The organism is Sphaerotilus microaerophilus (genome assembly GCF_023734135.1).
GTDB classification, from domain to species: domain Bacteria; phylum Pseudomonadota; class Gammaproteobacteria; order Burkholderiales; family Burkholderiaceae_C; genus Sphaerotilus; species Sphaerotilus microaerophilus.
In genome coordinates, this window is sequence record NZ_AP025730.1 from 5263529 (window position 1) to 5280629 (window position 17101).

General features: G+C 70.5%; 15 protein-coding genes. 5 read left to right on the forward strand and 10 right to left on the reverse strand.

Annotated features, from left to right (window positions below; translation table 11 throughout):
• The first annotated feature begins 144 nt into the window (after nucleotides 1-144).
• Together NGK70_RS22610 and NGK70_RS22615 are read left to right on the forward strand one after the other, a co-directional pair.
• Entirely contained in the window at nucleotides 145-1302 is a 1158-nt protein-coding gene (locus tag NGK70_RS22610; RefSeq protein ID WP_251970705.1) for a sensor domain-containing diguanylate cyclase, read from the forward strand.
• A gap of 106 nt (nucleotides 1303-1408) precedes the next feature.
• Nucleotides 1409-2917, forward strand: a complete 1509-nt coding sequence (locus tag NGK70_RS22615) for an MATE family efflux transporter (RefSeq protein ID WP_251970706.1) — start codon at nucleotides 1409-1411, stop codon at nucleotides 2915-2917.
• A 41-nt stretch (nucleotides 2918-2958) separates the two neighbouring features.
• Here NGK70_RS22615 and NGK70_RS22620 read toward each other — a convergent pair whose 3' ends face one another.
• The 6 genes from NGK70_RS22620 to NGK70_RS22645 all read right to left on the reverse strand — a co-directional run bounded on the left by NGK70_RS22620 (nucleotide 2959) and on the right by NGK70_RS22645 (nucleotide 9812).
• A complete protein-coding gene (locus NGK70_RS22620; RefSeq protein WP_251970707.1) occupies nucleotides 2959-4419 on the reverse strand; it encodes a sensor histidine kinase in 1461 nt (486 codons plus the stop codon).
• A gap of 63 nt (nucleotides 4420-4482) precedes the next feature.
• Complete coding sequence (locus NGK70_RS22625) at nucleotides 4483-5190, reverse strand: response regulator (RefSeq protein WP_251970708.1); 708 nt, start codon at nucleotides 5188-5190, stop codon at nucleotides 4483-4485.
• A 223-nt stretch (nucleotides 5191-5413) separates the two neighbouring features.
• Nucleotides 5414-7621, reverse strand: coding sequence for a PAS domain-containing sensor histidine kinase (locus NGK70_RS22630; RefSeq protein ID WP_251970709.1), 2208 nt, complete (start codon nucleotides 7619-7621; stop codon nucleotides 5414-5416).
• 14 nt (nucleotides 7622-7635) lie between these two features.
• Complete coding sequence (locus tag NGK70_RS22635; RefSeq protein ID WP_251970710.1) at nucleotides 7636-8019, reverse strand: response regulator transcription factor; 384 nt, start codon at nucleotides 8017-8019, stop codon at nucleotides 7636-7638.
• Between the two features lie 45 nt (nucleotides 8020-8064).
• Nucleotides 8065-9168: a sensor histidine kinase gene (locus tag NGK70_RS22640; RefSeq protein WP_251970711.1), complete on the reverse strand. Its 1104-nt coding sequence runs from the start codon at nucleotides 9166-9168 to the stop codon at nucleotides 8065-8067.
• Entirely contained in the window at nucleotides 9165-9812 is a 648-nt protein-coding gene (locus tag NGK70_RS22645) for a helix-turn-helix domain-containing protein (protein WP_251970712.1), read from the reverse strand. Before NGK70_RS22645 ends, NGK70_RS22640 begins: the two co-directional genes overlap by 4 nt.
• A 244-nt stretch (nucleotides 9813-10056) precedes the next feature.
• On the opposite strand from NGK70_RS22645, the gene greB reads away from it, so the two are divergent.
• Nucleotides 10057-10629, forward strand: coding sequence for a transcription elongation factor GreB (greB, locus tag NGK70_RS22650; RefSeq protein ID WP_251970713.1), 573 nt, complete (start codon nucleotides 10057-10059; stop codon nucleotides 10627-10629).
• A 97-nt stretch (nucleotides 10630-10726) separates the two neighbouring features.
• Here the strand turns inward: greB and NGK70_RS22655 are convergent, their stop codons facing one another.
• From NGK70_RS22655 to NGK70_RS22670, 4 genes are all read right to left on the reverse strand, one after another.
• Entirely contained in the window at nucleotides 10727-13054 is a 2328-nt protein-coding gene (locus NGK70_RS22655; RefSeq protein ID WP_428985624.1) for a RelA/SpoT family protein, read from the reverse strand.
• Nucleotides 13055-13226: 172 nt separating this feature from the next.
• Nucleotides 13227-13430 carry a DNA-directed RNA polymerase subunit omega gene (gene rpoZ / locus NGK70_RS22660; protein WP_251970715.1) on the reverse strand — a complete coding sequence of 68 codons (204 nt, stop codon included), beginning with the start codon at nucleotides 13428-13430 and terminating at the stop codon, nucleotides 13227-13229.
• A gap of 45 nt (nucleotides 13431-13475) precedes the next feature.
• Entirely contained in the window at nucleotides 13476-14096 is a 621-nt protein-coding gene (gmk, locus tag NGK70_RS22665; RefSeq protein ID WP_251970716.1) for a guanylate kinase, read from the reverse strand.
• Nucleotides 14097-14098: 2 nt separating this feature from the next.
• Complete coding sequence (locus tag NGK70_RS22670) at nucleotides 14099-15025, reverse strand: YicC/YloC family endoribonuclease (RefSeq protein WP_251970717.1); 927 nt, start codon at nucleotides 15023-15025, stop codon at nucleotides 14099-14101.
• Between the two features lie 29 nt (nucleotides 15026-15054).
• Between NGK70_RS22670 and NGK70_RS22675 the strand changes: the two genes are divergently transcribed.
• The gene (locus tag NGK70_RS22675; RefSeq protein ID WP_251970718.1) at nucleotides 15055-16023 is read left to right on the forward strand and encodes a serine/threonine protein kinase; all 969 of its coding nucleotides are present in this window, start codon (nucleotides 15055-15057) and stop codon (nucleotides 16021-16023) included.
• Between the two features lie 61 nt (nucleotides 16024-16084).
• A complete protein-coding gene (locus NGK70_RS22680; RefSeq protein ID WP_251970719.1) occupies nucleotides 16085-16999 on the forward strand; it encodes a PP2C family protein-serine/threonine phosphatase in 915 nt (304 codons plus the stop codon).
• Nucleotides 17000-17101 lie beyond the last annotated feature (102 nt).

Sequence of the window (17101 nt, forward strand, 5' to 3'; positions counted from 1 at the left end):
GGCTGGCCAGCGCCGGCGCCCACGCGGCGCCGGCCTCAGGGCCGAGGCTCCTGCGCCGATAGAGCGTGGAACGTGAGGCGTGGCCGTGCACCCGGGGTGCACGCCGCGCTGGCGAATCCAACCAGCTCGAACGGGAGCCTACCCATGCCCTTGCCGACCGAGGCATCGACCACCCTGGCGCGACAGCTGCGCCAGCTGCACCTGCAACCAGATCAGACGCCTCCCGACCCCCAGCAGTGGCTGGCCCTGCTGGACACGGTGGGGCGCACCTACGAGGACTTCGAGCGCCAGATCGCGCAGGCGACCCAGGGCGACCCGGCCTGGGCCGACACCATCCGCGAAGCGCGCGAGGTCACGCCCAGGGATCCTCTGGACGCGGCCGCCTGGTCCTGGCGCCTGGGCGACGAGGCGCTGCAGGTGTCCGCCGGCCTGGCCCACCTGCTGCACCTGCCCCCCGGCACACGCGAACTGCCGCTGACGGTCTGGCTGGCCTGCCTGGACGACAGCGACCGCGAACTGCAGTGCGAGTACCTGATGCAGGCGGCCCAGCAGCGGCGGCGCATCGTCGGCCAGCTGCGCTACATGCCTGCCACCGGCAACGAACAGCGCTGGCTGCACTATGAGCTGCAGTCCGACCCGGTCGGCGACGACGATGCCGTCGTGCGCTGCCAGGTGCGCGACATCACCGCCCGCGTGCGTGCCGAACAGTCCCAGCCCGGCAGCGACGACCAGGACGCGCTGACCGGGCTGCACAGCCGCGCCCGCCTCCTCAACCTCGCTGCCACCGCACGGGCTCGCGCCGAGCACGATGGCAGCCGGGTCGGCCTGCTGCACCTGAACGTGGATGGTTTCCACCGGCTCAACGAGCTGCACGGCCGTGAGGTCGGCGACCGGTTGCTGTGCGGCGTGGCCCAGCGCCTGCGCAGCAGCGTGCGCCTGGGCGACCAGATCGGCCGGCTCGCGGGCGACGAGTTCCTCCTGCTGGTACACCCGGTCGAAAGCGTGCAGCACCTCGAAGCCATCGCCTACAAGCTGCAGGCCGCCGTGGCGGTGCCGATGGACATCGGCCACGAATCGGTCGGCCTCAGCCTGAGCGTGGGCGTGGCGATGTACCCGCAGGACGCCGCCAGCACCCTGGACCTGGTGCGCGCCGCCGGCCGCGCCCTGCAGGCCGCCCGCCAGCGCGGGCGCGGGCGCTGCGTGATCCACGAGCTGCTGCCCACGCCGCCGCGGACCCTGAAGCGCCCGGGCACCGACGGAACCGACGCAACCAGCGCCATCGGCGGCACCGCCAGCGCCTGAGCCGGGACGCGCGCCCCGGCCCAGCGCCCGACACCCGCCCAGGCGCTATCCTCGCTGCCCCACGGCCCCAGGCTGGATGCCGCGGCGGCACAGGCACTGGCACTCCATGGCGGGCACCCCCCTCGATCCCCTTGAAACGGCCCGCGACGGCGGGCCATTCCGCGCTCAGAGCCGCTGGCAGGACCGCTGGCGTGCCAGCGTGGGCCGCATCGTCCCGCTGGCCTGGCCGATGCTCGTGGGCCAGCTTGCGGTGCTGGCCTTCAGCACCATCGACACCCTGCTGGTGGCGCGCCACTCGGCGCTGGACCTGGCCGCACTGGCGGTGGGTGCGGCCAGCTACATCACCATCTTCATCGGCCTGATGGGCGTGGTGATGGCGCTGGCACCGATCGTGGGCCAGAACTTCGGCGCCGGGCGCCACCACGAGGCCGGCCACCAGCTGCACCAGGCGGTGTGGATCGCGCTGGCGCTGTCGCTGCTGGGTTGCACGCTGCTGGCCTTCCCGGGGCCGTTCCTGGCGCTCTCACGCGCCAGCGAGGCGCTGCAGCCGCGCATCCGCGCCTACCTGGGCGCGCTGGCCTTCGCACTGCCGGCCTCGCTGCTGTTTGCCGCCTGGCGCGGCTTCAACACCGCGGTGGGCCGGCCCAAGCAGGTGATGCTGCTGCAGCTGGGCGGCTTGGCGGTGAAGCTGCCGCTGTCGCTGCTGCTGGTGTATGGCCTGAGCTGGCACGGCCCGCTCGGGCACATCGAGCTGCCGGCGCTGGGCGTGGCCGGCTGCGGCATCGCCACCGCGCTGGCGATGTGGGCGCAGGTGGCGGGTGCGGCCTGGCAGCTGCGCCGCGATGCGTTCTACCGGCCGTTCGCCATCCTCGGGCACGGCCTGCACGCACCGGACCGCGCCGCGCTGGGCGCCCAGCTGCGCCTGGGCATCCCCAGCGGGCTGTCGATCCTGATCGACGTGACCGGGTTCTCGTTCATGGCCATCTTCATCGCCCGGCTGGGCACCACCGCGGTGGCCGGGCACCAGATCGTCGCCAACCTCGCCGCGCTGGTGTTCATGCTGCCGCTGGCACTGGCGCAGGCCAGCAGCGCGCTGGTGGCGCAACGCATCGGCGCGGGCGACGTGGCCGATGCGCGCCGGCTCGGCTGGCACGGCCTGCTGCTGGCCGGTGTGCTGGCCTGCGTCAGCGCCAGCGTGGTGGTGCTGGGCCGCGCGCCCATCGTGGCGCTGTACACGCCCGATGCGGCCGTGGCGGCGGCGGCCACCGGGCTGCTGGTCTGGCTGATCGCCTTCCACCTCGGCGACGCCCTGCAGGCGGTGGCGGCGGCTGTGCTGCGCGCCTGGCGCATCGCCCAGGTGCCGATGCTGATCCACGCCGGCTCGCTCTGGGGCGTGGGCCTGTACGGCGGCTACCTGCTCGCCTTCGACCCCTGGGGCTGGCGCGAGGCCTGGCCCGCCCTGAGCGCGCTCCAGGGCGCCACCGGCTTCTGGGTGGCGGCCAGCGCCGGGCTGTGCCTGGCCGCGCTGGCGCTGTGCGCCTTCCTGGCCTGGACGATGCGGCGCATGGCCCCGTCCCAATCGCCCCCGGCCGCGGCCCGAACGCCGGCGCCCTGAAACAGGCACGGCCGGTCCGGCCCGTGCCCCGTCCTGTCGATTCAGCCCGGTCCTGGCAGGCTCAGCCGGAAGCAGGTGCCACCGCCCTCGCGCGCCTCGCAATGCACCTGGCCGCCATGCTGCTCGGCGATCTGGCGCACCAGCGACAGGCCCAGGCCGACGCCGCCCTCGCGCTCGGCATGCCCGGGCAGGCGGAAGAAGGGCTCGAAGACCCGCTCGCGGTAGGCCTCGGGCACGCCCGGGCCGCGGTCGCAGACCCGCACCTCGACGCCCCCGCCCGGAACCGCGTGCAGCGTGGCCAGCACCTCGTCGCCGCCGTAGCGGCGCGCATTCTCCAGCAGGTTGCGCAGCGCACGGCGCAGCAGGCGCTCATCACCCAGCAGGGTCAGCGCCTCGCCCTCCACCTCGGCATCCACCCGGACGGACTCCTCGGCCAGCAGGCCCAGCAGGTCGACCGGCTCGCGCTGCAGACGATGGCTGGCGTCCAGCCGGCTGGCCAGCAGCACCTCCTCGACCAGGGTGTCGAGCTCGCGGATGTTGCGGTCGATCTCCCGGCGCAGCTCGTCGCGCCGTGCCGGTGCGGCCCCTTCCAGCACCGCCAGGGCCATCTTCAGGCGCGCCAGCGGGGAACGCAGCTCGTGGCTGGCATTGGCCAGCAGCGAGCGGTTGGCCTGCACCAGCTTCTCGATGCGCTCGGCGGCGCGGTTGAAGCTGGCGGCCAGGGTGGCCACCTCGTCGCGCCCGCCCTCGGGCACGCGGTGGCCGAGCTGGCCGCTGCCGAACACCTCGACGCCGCGCTGCAGCGACTCCAGTCGCCGCGTCAGCCGCCGCACCACCGGCCAGGCGCTGGCGGCCACGGCCAGGAAAAGCACACCCAGCAGACCGAGCAGCACGCCGGCGTCGTCCAGCCAGCGCGGCGCATGCCAGTGCAACCGGGGCACGGGACCGTCGCCCTGGGCATCGGGCGGCGGTGCCCCGCCTGGGTCAGGTCGACCGAACTTGTCGGGCCGCAGACCCGGCGGCCCCACCCAGGGCGGCCCACGATCGGGCCGGGGCGGGCGGCCCACCCAGAGGCTGCGGCCATCCGCCAGGAGCACCCGCTGGACGCTGCCCGCACGCACCGGGCCGGGCCCGGGATACACCGCGTCAGCCCCCGAGGCAGGGCCTTCGGACGCCCGGCCCGCGGCCCGCTCCACCTGCGCGTACGACTCGGATGTGGCCAGGCGCTGCCCGTCGGCGGCGTCCAGGGCGAGTGGCAGGCGCAGCCGCTCGGACCAGTCCCGCAGTGAAGCGGCCTGCTGCTCGGGCGGCGCATCGGCCGGCGGCAGGCTGTTGCCCAGCAACTGGGCCCAGGCCGCGGTGCGCTCGCTGACGGCCGACTCGATGCGCCCGCGCTCGGAGTCGGTGTGCCGGCGCACCAGCACCCCGGCCACCAGCGCGAACACCAGCAGCACCGCCAGCATCGTCAGGTAGATGCGCAGGTAGAGGTGGCGCAGGGCCATGGCGTGCAGTTGGGGCGTGCAGTTGGGGCGTGCAGTTGGGGCGAATGCGCGGGGCAGCGCCGCTCAGGCCGCCTCGGCGTCCTGCTTGCGGGCGAAGACGTAGCCGGCACCGCGCACCGTCAGGATGCGGCGCGGCGACTTGGGATCCGCCTCGATCGAGGCGCGGATGCGCGAGACATGCACATCGATGCTGCGGTCGAAGGCCTCCATCGGATGGCCCTTGAGCGCATCCATGATCTGGTCGCGCGACATCACCCGCCCGGCGCCCTGCGCCAGCACCAGCAGGATGTCGAACTGGTAGCTGGTCAGGTCGCAGACCTGCCCGTCCACACGCACCTGACGGGCATTGACGTCGATCTCCAGGCGGCCAAAGCGCAGCAGCGCCTCGTCGTCGTGCGGCGCCGCCCGGCGCAGCAGCGCCTTCAGGCGAGCCAGCAGCTCACGCGGTTCGAAGGGCTTGGGCAGGTAGTCGTCGGCGCCCAGCTCCAGGCCGAGGATGCGGTCCATCGGCTCGCCGCGCGCGGTCAGCATCAGCAGGGGCAGCGAGCGGCAGCGCGGGTCGGCGCGCAGCTCGCGGGTCAGGTCGAGTCCGTCGCCGTCAGGCAGCATCAGGTCGAGGATCAGGGCGTCGAAGGACTCGCGTTGCAGCGCAGCACGCCCGCGCGCCAGGTCACCGGCCACGCTGACGACAAACCCGCTGGCCTGCAGGTAGTCCCGCACCATCGCGGTCAGGCGGGCATCGTCGTCGATCATCAGGACATGGGCATTCATCGGAGAGCACTCAGAGGTCGGAGGGCAAGGGCGTGGAGCGCGCGGCCAGGATCATCGCATCGCCATGAATCGCCGATGGCGCAGGGCCTTGGGCCGCTTGCCAGCCGCTCGGGAGCACGCCCGACACTGGCCGCATGATCACCGCGGCCGGTTGAGGCCACGTGCCGGCTTTGTAAAGTTGCTTGGCGCACCTGGCGCGACCGGCGCCCGGTCTCTCTGAGCCTCAACCCGCGGCGCCGGCCTCGACGATCGGCAGCGCCGCCATGGCCGGCGCCGGCACCGGCACGACCTGGAACCACAGCGTCACCGCGGAGCCCCGGCCGAACTCGCTGTGCACCTCGATGTGGCCATCGAGCAGCTCGATGATCTCCTTGACGATCGTCATGCCCAGCCCGGTACCGGGGACGTTGCCCGACGTATCGGCACGGAAGAAGCGCTCGAACAACCGCTCCTGCTGCTGCGCTGTCATGCCAATGCCCTGGTCCTGCACGCGGATGCCCACCTCGGCGCGACCGCCGCCCTCGCGGCGCATCAGCATCAGGCGGATCGGCTTGTCCTTGGCCGAGTACTTGTACGCGTTGGAAATGACGTTGGTCAGCGCCAGCGACAGCTTGGACTCGTCCACCAGCACGTGCACCGGCTCGTCCGGCAACTCGGCCTGCACCTTGCGCGGGTCGTTGTGCATCAGGATGCCGGCCAGGGTCGACTCGATGATGGGCGCCAGCGACTGCACGCGGCGGTGGAAGTCCTTGCCACGGCGCGCCTCGATGCGCGCCAGGTCCAGCAACTCATTGACCAGGTTGATCAGCAGGCCGGCCTGGCGGTGGATGGTGGACAGCATGTCCTGGCGGCGCCCCTCGTCAAAGGAGCGGCGCATCAGCAGCTCGGTGAAGCCGAAGATGCTCGCCATCGGCGTGCGCAGCTCGTGCGCGGCCATCGAGAGGAACTCGCTCTTCATGCGATCGACTTCCAGCTCGCGGGTGATGTCGCGAAAGTACATCACCGTCTCGTGGCCGGCACCGCGGCTGTGGCGGATGCGCCGCAGCAGGGTGCGCTGGGTCGGCACCGCCAGGTGCAGCAGCTCGCCGCCGAGCGAGCGCTGCGGCACCGCGCCACCTTCGACCAGCGGCAGGGTTTCCGCCGCGACGCCGGGGCGCTCGACGGACTCGCTGCCGCGGCAGATCTCGGCCAGCCGGTCGGCCAGCGTTCCCTCGGGGCGCCCCACCAGCTCGGCAGCGACGATGCCGGTCATGCGCTCGAAGGCCGGGTTGACGACCGTCACGATGCCGCGCTCATCCAGGGCAACGAAGCCATCCGGGCTGAGATCGAAGATGGTGTTGAGCCGCTCGGTGCGCTGCTGCAGCTCCTCGTGGTTGCGGATGCGCTCGCTGATGTCGGTCTGCACGCCCACGTAGTGGGTCACGCGGCCGTCCTCGCGCACCACCGGGGACAGGCGCAGCTCGTTCCAGAAGGCCACCCCGTCCTTGCGGAGGTTGCGCACCACCACGCGGGTCGAACGCGACTCGTCGATCGCGCGGCGGATCTCCTCGATCGTCTCCTGGCAGGTGCCTTCGCCTTGCAGGAAGCGGCAGTTGCGGCCGATCACCTCGTCGGCGCCATAGCCGGTGATGCGGCGGAAGGCGGCATTGGCATAGATCACCGGCTGCCCTGGCAGCTCCATGCTGGCGATGGTGATGCCATCGGCGGCCGACTCCAGCGCGCGCTCGCGCAGCAGCAGCTCCTGCTCGGCCCACTTGCTGTCGGTGGTGTCGCGCACCATGAAGATGTAGTGGGCCGTGCCGCGCACCTCGCAGGCACTGGCCGAGACCGCGCAGGGGAAGCCCGTGCCGTCGACCCGCAGGCCGTCGGCTGCCATGCCGACCACCCGCCCGGCGATGCCGTACTGGGCCATCCACTCGCCGATGGTCTGGCCGCCGAACATCGGCAGCAGCTGGCGCAGGTTGCCGCCGCGCAGCTCTTCCGGCGCGCGGCCGAAGATGCTGGCGCTGGCCCGGTTGGCCCACTCGATCGTGCCCTGCGCGTCGGTGGCTACCATCGCATCCGGTGCGGCCTCGCTGAGTGCCGCGGCGTAGACGCTGCTGCCTTCAAGCCGGGTCCGGGCGGCTGGCTCGGCCTGAGCTGGGGACGACCCCTGGTGCGCGCGCGGGCGCTGGGGTTGACCCTGGGAAGGGCGTTGGTGTCGGCGCCAGCGCTCGAAGCCGGCCACCAGCAATGCGCCGAGCACGACGCCGCAGAGCCCGACGGCGGCCACCTGCGCCAGCGGGGCCGTGCCAGGCAACACCGCCTCGCCCGCCCTGGCAGCAGGGGTCGCCAGCGTGGCCAGCACCGCAGCCAGCCAGGTCGGCCGGACAGGGGCGTGCAGACGCCCCGCACGGCGGGACGGGCGGACAGGGGCAGCAGGCGTGTTCACGGGGCACACGGCGGTCAGGGCACCGCGTCTGGCGAGACCATGGCCTCGACCCGGTCGATGAGCTCCAGCGGGCTGAAGGGCTTGACCAGGTAGGCGTCGGCACCGGCATCCTCGCCAGCCGCCACGTCGGTGGCCTGGCCGCGGGCGGTCAGCATGATCACCTGGATGCCACGCAGCTGCGGGTCCTGCTTGATGTGACGGCAAACCTGGTAGCCGTCCAGCAGCCCCGGCATCATCACGTCCAGCAGCATCACGTGCGGGCGCACCGCGCGCGCCAGGTTCAAGCCGGACTCGCCATCGGCCGCCTCGTGCAGCTCAAAATCGCCGAACTCCAGCGTCATGCGGATGAGCTTGCGGATGTCAGCCTGGTCTTCGACGATCAGGATACGGTGGGTCATGTCGGTTTCCTTGCAGGTCGGGTCGCTGGAGACGGCGGGACCGGATCAACCCGAGGTGCCGGTCTTTGGTGCCGTCGCGCGGCGCTTGGCGCTGCGCGCCATCAATTGGGCCATGTCGTGGGCATAGCGTTGCGCCTGTTCGACCGACATCTGGGCATCCTGTGTCGCAGGCGCACCGGCCGGGATCTCGATCACGAAGTCCACCGCATCGAATTCGTCCTCGATGCGCACCGAGCCGCCGTGCTGCTCCACCACATAGCGCGCCAGCGCCATGCCGATGCGTTGATGGGCATCGCCCGGGTGGTCACCCACGCCAAAGGGCACGAAGGCGCTGCGGCGGTCATGCTGAGACACGAACAGCCCACGGTTGCGCGAGCGCAACAGCACGCGGGTGCCAGTGCCCGTCAGCGACAGGTCCACCACCGCGCCGCGCCGCGCCTGCTGCACCACGTGCTCCAGGTACTCCACCACCGCCCGCGAGAGCCAGTCCGGGCTGCCGTACACGGTGACCTCCTCATCCATCTCCGACAGGGTGATGGTGACGTTGCGCGCATCGAGCTGAGGTGACACGTCCTTCAGCGCACGGCGCACCAGTGCGGCCATGACGATGCGGTCATCGCGGCGGATGGCCCCGCTGCCGAAGACCTTGACCAGGTCGCGCAGCTTGCCGAGCTTGCCCGACAGCAGCTGGGCGTTGCTGGACAGTCGGTTGCCCGGCAGGCCATCAAGGCCGCCACCAGGGGCTGCCATGGCCGCCAGATCGCCAGCCAACAGCTCGATCGGCTGGGCCATCTCGGCCTCGATGTAGCGGATCAGGTTCTCCAGCGCCTGGGTGTACCAGCGCTCCTCGGAGACGTTGTTCAGCACCAGCATCAGGTCATTGCCGACCGGCGCGGGGATGATGACGGCGCGCACGGTGTCCGGGTTGGCTTCCTGGGTGCGGGTCTCGAACACGAAAGGCAGCGTCAGCAGCCCCTCGCCGGCGGAGCGGATGGCCCTGTCGACGGCCGGATCCATGAAGGGCCGCCCCAGCATGCAGGGAGTCAGCTGCACCGCCGCCTTGTTGGCATAGCGCACGTTGCCGTTGCGCTGCACCCAGACCACGCCACTCTTGACCTGGTCGAACAGGAGGCGGAACGCGTCGTTCATGTCACCACACCCAGCTTGGCAGGTCGCGCCAGGCGGCCCAGCTCGTTGTCCACCCAGCTGCGCACGGCCTGGGCCGGCGCCGGCTGGTGCAACACGCGCACCCGCTCGGGCAGGCCACCGCGCTCGGCGATGTACTGCGGCGTCTGCGCCGTGATGGCGAGCACGCGCATCGCGGCATAGTCGTTCAGGCTGGCCAGGGTGAGCAGCATCGCGTAGCCATCGATGTCAGGCATCGACAGGTCGGTGATCAGCAGGTCCGGCACCTTGCGGCCGAGCTGCAGCATGCCGGTGTAGCCGTTGTTGGCGCCACGCAGCGAGATCTGCGGCCCCAGGGACTGCAGCGCGTCCTGCCAGGCCTGCAACTGGTCGACCGAAGCGGCGATCAGCAGCACATCCAGCGTGGAGTTGCCACCGGCGACCGAAGCACTCGACTCCGCAGCAGCACGCAGCCCGCTGCGCTGTGCCAGGGCCTCGACGGCCGACAGGCGGATGCGGCGGTGCCCACCCGGGGTGCGGCCCGCGGGCAGCGTGCCGGCTTCCACCCAGAGCTGGACGGTGCGCAGCGACACCCCCAACCGCAGCGCCGCCTCACGCGTGGTCAGCAGGGGGTCGACGGGGTCTTGGGCGAAATGGGGACGAGACATGTAAATGGCCCTCAGGGACGTGATGGGCGAACTCGAATGGGTCAAGGTCGCGGATCTCCGGGTGGTGGGTTGCTGAAGTCGACTGGGTGTTTTTTCGGCATCCACCCCCCGGGCCTGAGGGCCGGCTCAGCGCTGACTTGTGAAGAAATGCGCGTTTGGATCGCGAAATCCGCACATCCGGCGCAGCTGCTGCATTTCGGGGTCCAGCGGCTTTGCGCGGCCGGGCGCTGCACAATCGGGGCCGATGAACAAGGCCTTCACGCGCGAGCGCGACACCGGCGACGACGACGAGGACGACGCCCCTGGCCTGCCGCCACTACCGGCGGGCACGCGCAACTACATGACCCCACAGGGCCATCGGCGCCTGCGCGAGGAGCTGATGCAGCTGCTGGACGTCGAGCGGCCCAAGGTGGTCGAGACGGTGTCCTGGGCGGCCAAGAACGGCGACCGCTCGGAGAACGGCGACTACCTCTACGGGAAGAAGCGCCTGCGCGAGATCGACCGGCGCATCCGCTTCCTCACCAAGCGGCTGGACATCGCGGAAGTCGCCGACCCGTCCGCCCACCACGGCCGTGACCAGGTGTTCTTCGGCGCCACCGTCACCTACGCCAACGGCCGCGGCGAGGAGCGCACCATCACGATCAAGGGCATCGACGAGGCCGACGCCCTGGCCGGCGAAGTCAGCTGGGTGGCCCCGATCGCCCGCGCCCTGCTCAAGTCACGCGAAGGCGACGAGGTGCAGCTGATGACCCCCGGCGGGCTGGAAAAGCTCGAAGTGATCGAGGTGCGCTACCCTGCCCCTGGCGAATCTCACTGAGTAGGCCGCCTACCAGCAGCAACCGCGGAACCGGCTTTGCCGGGCCGCTGGTTGCGCCCCCTTGAGGGGGAGCGGCGTCAGCCGCAACGGGGGTGGGTCAAGGCTTGATCCGCGCGACCTTCACGACCACCGCGCAGCGGCGCACCGCGCGCAGCACGTCGGCCAGGTGCTGGCGGTCGCGCACCGCAAGCAGCAGCTTGAGCTCGGTGGTCTCGCCCTCGCCGGCCGGGTCCATGTCGATGTGGGCGATGTCGGCCTCGGCCGCGCTGACCGCCTGCGCCACCTGGGCCAGCACACCCTTGCCATTGCGCACCAGGATCACCACGGCGGACTGGAAGGCCCGCAGCGGGTGCTCGGACCACTCCACGCCCAGCCAGCGTTCGGCGTCGCGCTCGAACAGCCGCCGGCCCACGGAGCACTCGGCGGTGTGCACCGTCAGGCCCTCGCCGCGGCCGAGGTAGCCGACGATCGCATCGCCCGGGATCGGCCGGCAGCAGGTGGCCAGCCGCACCGTGGCGTTCTCGGTGCCGTCGATGATCACCATGCCCTGCGAGGGCACGTCCGCCTCGGGCGCGTAGCGGCCCATCGTCAGCGTCAGCGCATCGGGGCGCTGGCCGCGCTCGACCATCTGGCGCGCCAGCCGCTTCGCCACGATCGTGGCGATCTTGCGGCCCAGGCCGATGTCGACCAGCAGCTCGCGCCGGTTGCGGTTGCCGCTCCAGCGCGCCAGGGACTGCCACAGCGCCGCATCGGCCTCGCTGTCGTGGTCGTCCAGCGCCGGCAGCTGCAGGCCCTCGGCCCGCAGGGCCTGCGCGAGCAGCTTCTGGCCGAGTTCGTAGGACTCCTCGGCCTCCATGTTCTTCAGGTGGTGGCGGATCTTGGAGCGCGCCCGGCCCGTGCGGGCAAAGTTCAGCCAGGCCGGATTGGGCCGCGCCGCCGGGGCGGTGACGATCTCCACCACGTCGCCCGAGCGCAGCTCGGTGCGCAGCGCCACCGGCTCGCCGTTCACGCGCGCGGCCACGCAGTGGTCGCCCACGCGCGAGTGGATCGCGTAGGCGAAGTCCACCGGCGTGGCGCCCTTGGGCAGCGCCAGGATCTTGCTCTTGGGGGTGAACACGTAGACCGACTCGGGGAACAGGTCGATCTTGACGTGCTCCAGGAATTCGGCCGAGTCGCGCGTCTCGCTCTGGATGTCGATCAGCGACTGCAGCCAGAGCTTGCCCACGCGCTGCGGATCGTCGCTGTCGGCGCCCTGGCCGATCTTGTACATCCAGTGCGCCGCGATCCCCGCCTCGGCCACCGCATGCATCGCCTCGGTGCGGATCTGGAACTCCACCGCCGTCCCCAGCGGGCTGACCACCGTGGTGTGCAGCGACTGGTAGCCGTTCGCCTTCGGGATGGCGATGTAGTCCTTGAATCGCCCCGGCACCGGCTTGCAGAGCTGGTGCAGCACGCCCAGCGCCAGGTAGCACTCCGGCAGCGAGGGCACCACGATGCGGAAGCCGAAGATGTCGCTCACCTGGGCAAAGCTCAGGTGCTTCTCGCGCATCTTGGCGTAGATGGAGTGGATGGTCTTCTCGCGCCCGTAGACGCGCGCAGGTAGCTCCGCCTGGCGGAAGGCCGCGTCCACCTCCCGCTGCAAGCGCTCGACCAGGTCGCGCCGGTTGCCGCGTGCGCGGTGCACCGCCATGGACAGCGCCCCGTGCCGCCAGGGCTGCAGGAACTTGAACGACAGCTCCTGCAGCTCGCGGTAGCTCTGGTTCAGGCCCAGGCGATGGGCGATGGGCGCGTAGATCTCCAGGGTCTCGCGCGCGATGCGAGAGCGCTTGTTGGCCGCCATCGCGTCCATGGTCCGCATGTTGTGCATGCGGTCGGCCAGCTTGATGAGGATGACCCGCACGTCGCGCGCCATCGCCAGCAGCATCTTGCGGAAGGACTCGGCCTGCGACTCCTCGCGGGTCGAGAACTGCAGCTTGTCCAGCTTGGTCAGACCATCCACCAGCTCGGCGGTGCTGGCGCCGAAGCGCTCGGCCAGCTCGGGCTTGGTGACGCCGCAATCCTCCATGGCGTCGTGCATCAGCGCGGCCATGATGGCCTGGGCGTCGAGCTTCCAGTCGGCGCACAGGCCGGCCACGGCGATCGGGTGGGTGATGTAGGGCTCGCCGCTGGCACGGAACTGGCCCAGATGGGCCTCGTCGGCAAAGCGGTAGGCCTCGCGCACCCGGCGCTGGTCGGCCTCGTCGAGGTAGTCGAGCTTGGCACTCAGCTGGGCGAAGGAGCTGGCACTCTCGCCATGCTCGCCCAGCACCCCGTTGCGCCCCGGACGCGGACCACGCGCACCCGGGCCCGGCGCTGCCACCGCCCCGGTGGCCTCGCCTTCGGACGCCACGCGTCCGGACCGCCCGACCCAGGGCGGGATGAACATGCGTCGCAGGACATCGGCAGCACGAGACACCATGGACGCACTCTACCGTGTCACCCGCAGCGGTGCACCAGAAATGGCATCGGGCGCCGGCTCCACCGATCGCCTCGGCAGACCCGGCGCCCGACGTGGGAGCCGTCGCGGCGCGCTACGCCGCTCGTTTCGCTCAGCCGATTCAGGTCGGCACCTTGCGCAGCATCTCGATGCCGATCTCGCCAGCGGCGATCTCACGCAGCGCCGTCACGCCCGGCTTGTTCTTGGTCTCGATGCGCGGGGCGTGGCCCTGGCTGAGCATGCGTGCCCGGTAGGTGGCCGCCAGAACCAGCTGGAAACGGTTGGGGATCTTGTTCAGGCAGTCTTCGACGGTGATGCGGGCCATGGCTTACCAAGTGAGACGGTTCAGGGCAGACCGACGCCGGAGGCATCAGTTCAGCTGCAGAGCGCCAAAGACCGCAGGGCGGCTGCGACGCTGAGCCAAGTATTTTAGCCGCTGCGCGTGGACGATGGTTTTCAGGTCGAACAGCGCGGTTTCGAACAGGGCGTTGACCACGATGTAGTCGAACTGCCGGGCCTGCGCCACCTCGACGCGCGCATTGGCCATGCGCTGCTCGATCACCTCGGGCGAGTCCTCGCCGCGGCGCTGCAGGCGTTGGCGCAGCTCCTCCCAGGACGGCGGCAGGATGAAGATCAGCACTGCCTGCGCGAACAGCTGCTTGATCTGCAAGGCACCCTGGAAGTCGATTTCCAGCACCACATCCTCGCCAGCCTGCAGGCGCGCCTCGATGGCCTGGCGCGAGGTGCCGTAGCGGTTGCCATGCACCTGGGCCCACTCGTAGAAGTCGCCACGCGCGACCATGGCGTCGAAGGTCGGGTTGTCGACGAACCAATATTCCCGCCCGTGCTGCTCCTGCCCGCGCGGCGCGCGCGTGGTGTGCGAGACCGACACCGCCAGGCGGGCATCGAGCTCCAGCAGCGCCTTCACCAGGCTGGACTTGCCGGCGCCCGAGGGCGCGGCGACGACGAAAAGATTGCCAGCGTATTCCATGGTCACTCGACGTTCTGCACCTGCTCGCGCAGCTGCTCGATGAGCACCTTCATCTCCACCGAGATCTGGGTCAGCTCCAGGGCGGCCGACTTGCTGCCCAGGGTATTGGCCTCGCGGTGCAGCTCCTGGATCAGGAAATCCAGCCGCTTGCCCAGTTCGCCACCGGCCTTGAGCAGGCGGCTGATCTCATCGAGGTGGGCGCCCAGGCGCGAAAGCTCCTCGGCCACGTCGATGCGCAGTGCGAAGGCCGCCGCCTCGGACATCGCCCGCTCGGCCAGCGCCTGCGCCGGCAGCGACTGGTTGGCGCCGGCCGAGGCAATGGCCTCCTGCCAGCGCTCCAGGAAGCGCTGCTGCTGGCGCGCCACCACCTGGGGCAGTAGCGGCTGGGCCTGTGTGGCCAGCACGCGCAGGCGCTCGACCCGCTCCATCAGGATGTCGACCAGCCGGGCACCCTCGCGCGCACGCGCCTCGCGGAGCTGGGCCAGGCAGCGCCGGGCAGCGTCGAGCACCGCCTCGTCCAGCGCCGGCGCCGGCGCGGTGCTGCGGCACCACTGCAGCACCTCGAAGACCGTCAGGCCGGTGGCGCGCGGCAGCCAGGTCTGCACCTGGCCCTCCAGGCGCGCCAGGGCGTTGAGTTGGGCCGGCTGCGGCGCGGCGGCGTCGGCATCGGCGCCGCGCTCCAAGCTCAGGCGCAACTCCACCTTGCCACGGCGCAGGCCCGAGGCGAGCAGTTCGCGCAAGGCTGGCTCCAGGCCGCGGAACTCGTCCGGCAGCCGCAGCACCAGATCCAGAAAGCGGCTGTTGACCGTGCGCATCTCGACCGTCACGCCCCCACCGCTGCGCGCGGGTGCAGTGCTGCCGGTGTCCCCTTCGGCGGGCCGTGCACCTGCGGTGGCACTGGCGTAGCCGGTCATGCTGTAAACTGCCATCGCGCAAATCGCCCAAGCAAAACTCGATTATGTCAAAGCCCAAACCTGCCCCGTTGCCCCCTGGCACCGTGGTAGGTGGCTATCAGATCGTTCGCAAGCTGGCAGCAGGAGGCTTCGGCGTCGTCTACCTCGCCGAAGACAGCGAGCGGCGACTGGTGGCGCTCAAGGAATACCTCCCTTCCTCGCTCGCCGAGCGTGCGCCGGGTGAACTCGTCCCCAAGGTCAAGCCGGAGAAGCAGCCGCTGTACCGGCTCGGCCTGAAGAGCTTCTTCGAGGAAGGCCGTTCGCTCGCGCAGATCAGCCACCCGAGCGTGGTCTCGGTGCTGAACTTCTTCCGCGAGAACGAGACCGTCTACATGGTGATGAACTACCTGCAGGGGGACACCCTGCAGGATTTCATCGTCACCGCCCGCGATCTCAAGCGCGACAAGGTCTTCCGCGAGAGCACCATCCGCAGCCTGTTCGACGAGATCCTGCGCGGCCTGCGCATCGTGCACCAGCACAAGATGCTGCACCTGGACATCAAGCCGGCCAACGTCTTCATCACCAACGACAACAAGGCGGTGATGCTGGACTTTGGCGCCGCGCGCGAGGTGCTGAGCAAGGAAGGCAACTTCATCCGGCCGATGTACACGCCGGGTTTTGCCGCCCCCGAGATGTACCGCCGCGACGGCTCGCTCGGTCCGTGGACCGACATCTACGCCATCGGCGCCTGCATTTATGCCTGCATGCAGGGCTATCCGCCCAACGACGCGCCGCAGCGCATCGAGAAGGACCGCCTGAACCTGTCGCTGTCGCGTTTGCGCAATGTCTACTCGGACAACCTCATCGAGGTCACCGAGTGGTGCATGGCGCTCGATCCGCTGTCGCGCCCGCAGAGTGTGTTCGCGCTGCAGAAAGAGCTGGCGCGTGAAACCGAGCGGCGCTACACCAAGCTCAGCTTCAGTGAGCGGCTCAAGCTGCAGCTGGAGAACATGAAGGCCGGGACCAAGACCTGAGCCGGCACGGTCGCCGTCCCTGCCCCGCCACGTCCACGCCCTCGCGAACCGGATCCCACGCATGCGTTTTTCCGTCTACCAGATCAGCCGCCGGGGCGGACGCGAGAAGAACGAGGACCGCATGGGCTACTGCTACACGCGGGACTCGGGGCTGTTCGCGCTGGCCGATGGCATGGGTGGGCACCCGGAGGGCGAGGTGGCCTCGCAGATGTCGCTGCAGGTGCTGGCCAACCAGTTCCAGCGCGATGCCAAGCCGGTACTCAAGGACGTGCGGCGCTTCCTCAACGAGGCCATCCTGGCCGGCCACCACGCGCTGATCCGCTATGCCACCGAGCGCGCCCTGCTGGACACGCCGCGCACCACCATCGTCGCCTGCGTGATGCAGGGCCGCGAAGTCTGGTGGGCACACTGCGGTGACTCGCGGCTGTACTTCGTGCGCGGGCGCAAGCTGATGGCGCGCACCCGCGACCATTCCTATTCGGAGCTGCAGGAGAGCCTGGCCGGCGTGGTTCCGCTGGGCGAGCGGGTCAACCGCAACGTGCTCTTCACCTGCCTGGGCAGCCCCGGCAAGCCGGTGGTGGACATCGTCGGCCCGCTGACGATGCAGCCCGGCGACAAGGTGCTGCTGTGCTCCGACGGCCTGTGGGGCAGTGTCGAGGACGAGGACATCACCCGCCAGATGGCTGCGCTGCCGATCACCGAAGCGGCACCCGAGCTGGTCGAACAGGCCCTGCGCATCGCGGGCGACAAGAGCGACAACGTCACCGTCATCGCCGTCGAGTGGGAGTCCGCCGAGGACGAGGACAGCGCGGTCGGCATCAGCACCGAGGAGCTGGGCGACGAGGTGTTTGCCTCGACCATCCAGTCCGGTGTCGGCCCCGGCAGCCCGGACGACCTGCTCGACGACGAGGAGATCGAGCGCTCGATCCGCGAGATCAACGAGGCCATCAAGCGCAGCGCCCAGAAGCGCAGCTGAACGATTGACCTCACGGCCGTGTTCCGCCCCGGTGGTGGGACACTCGCCCCTACCCCCTTCGACGCCGCCTCCGCGCGGCTTTCGTTCTTCCAGGACCGCTCT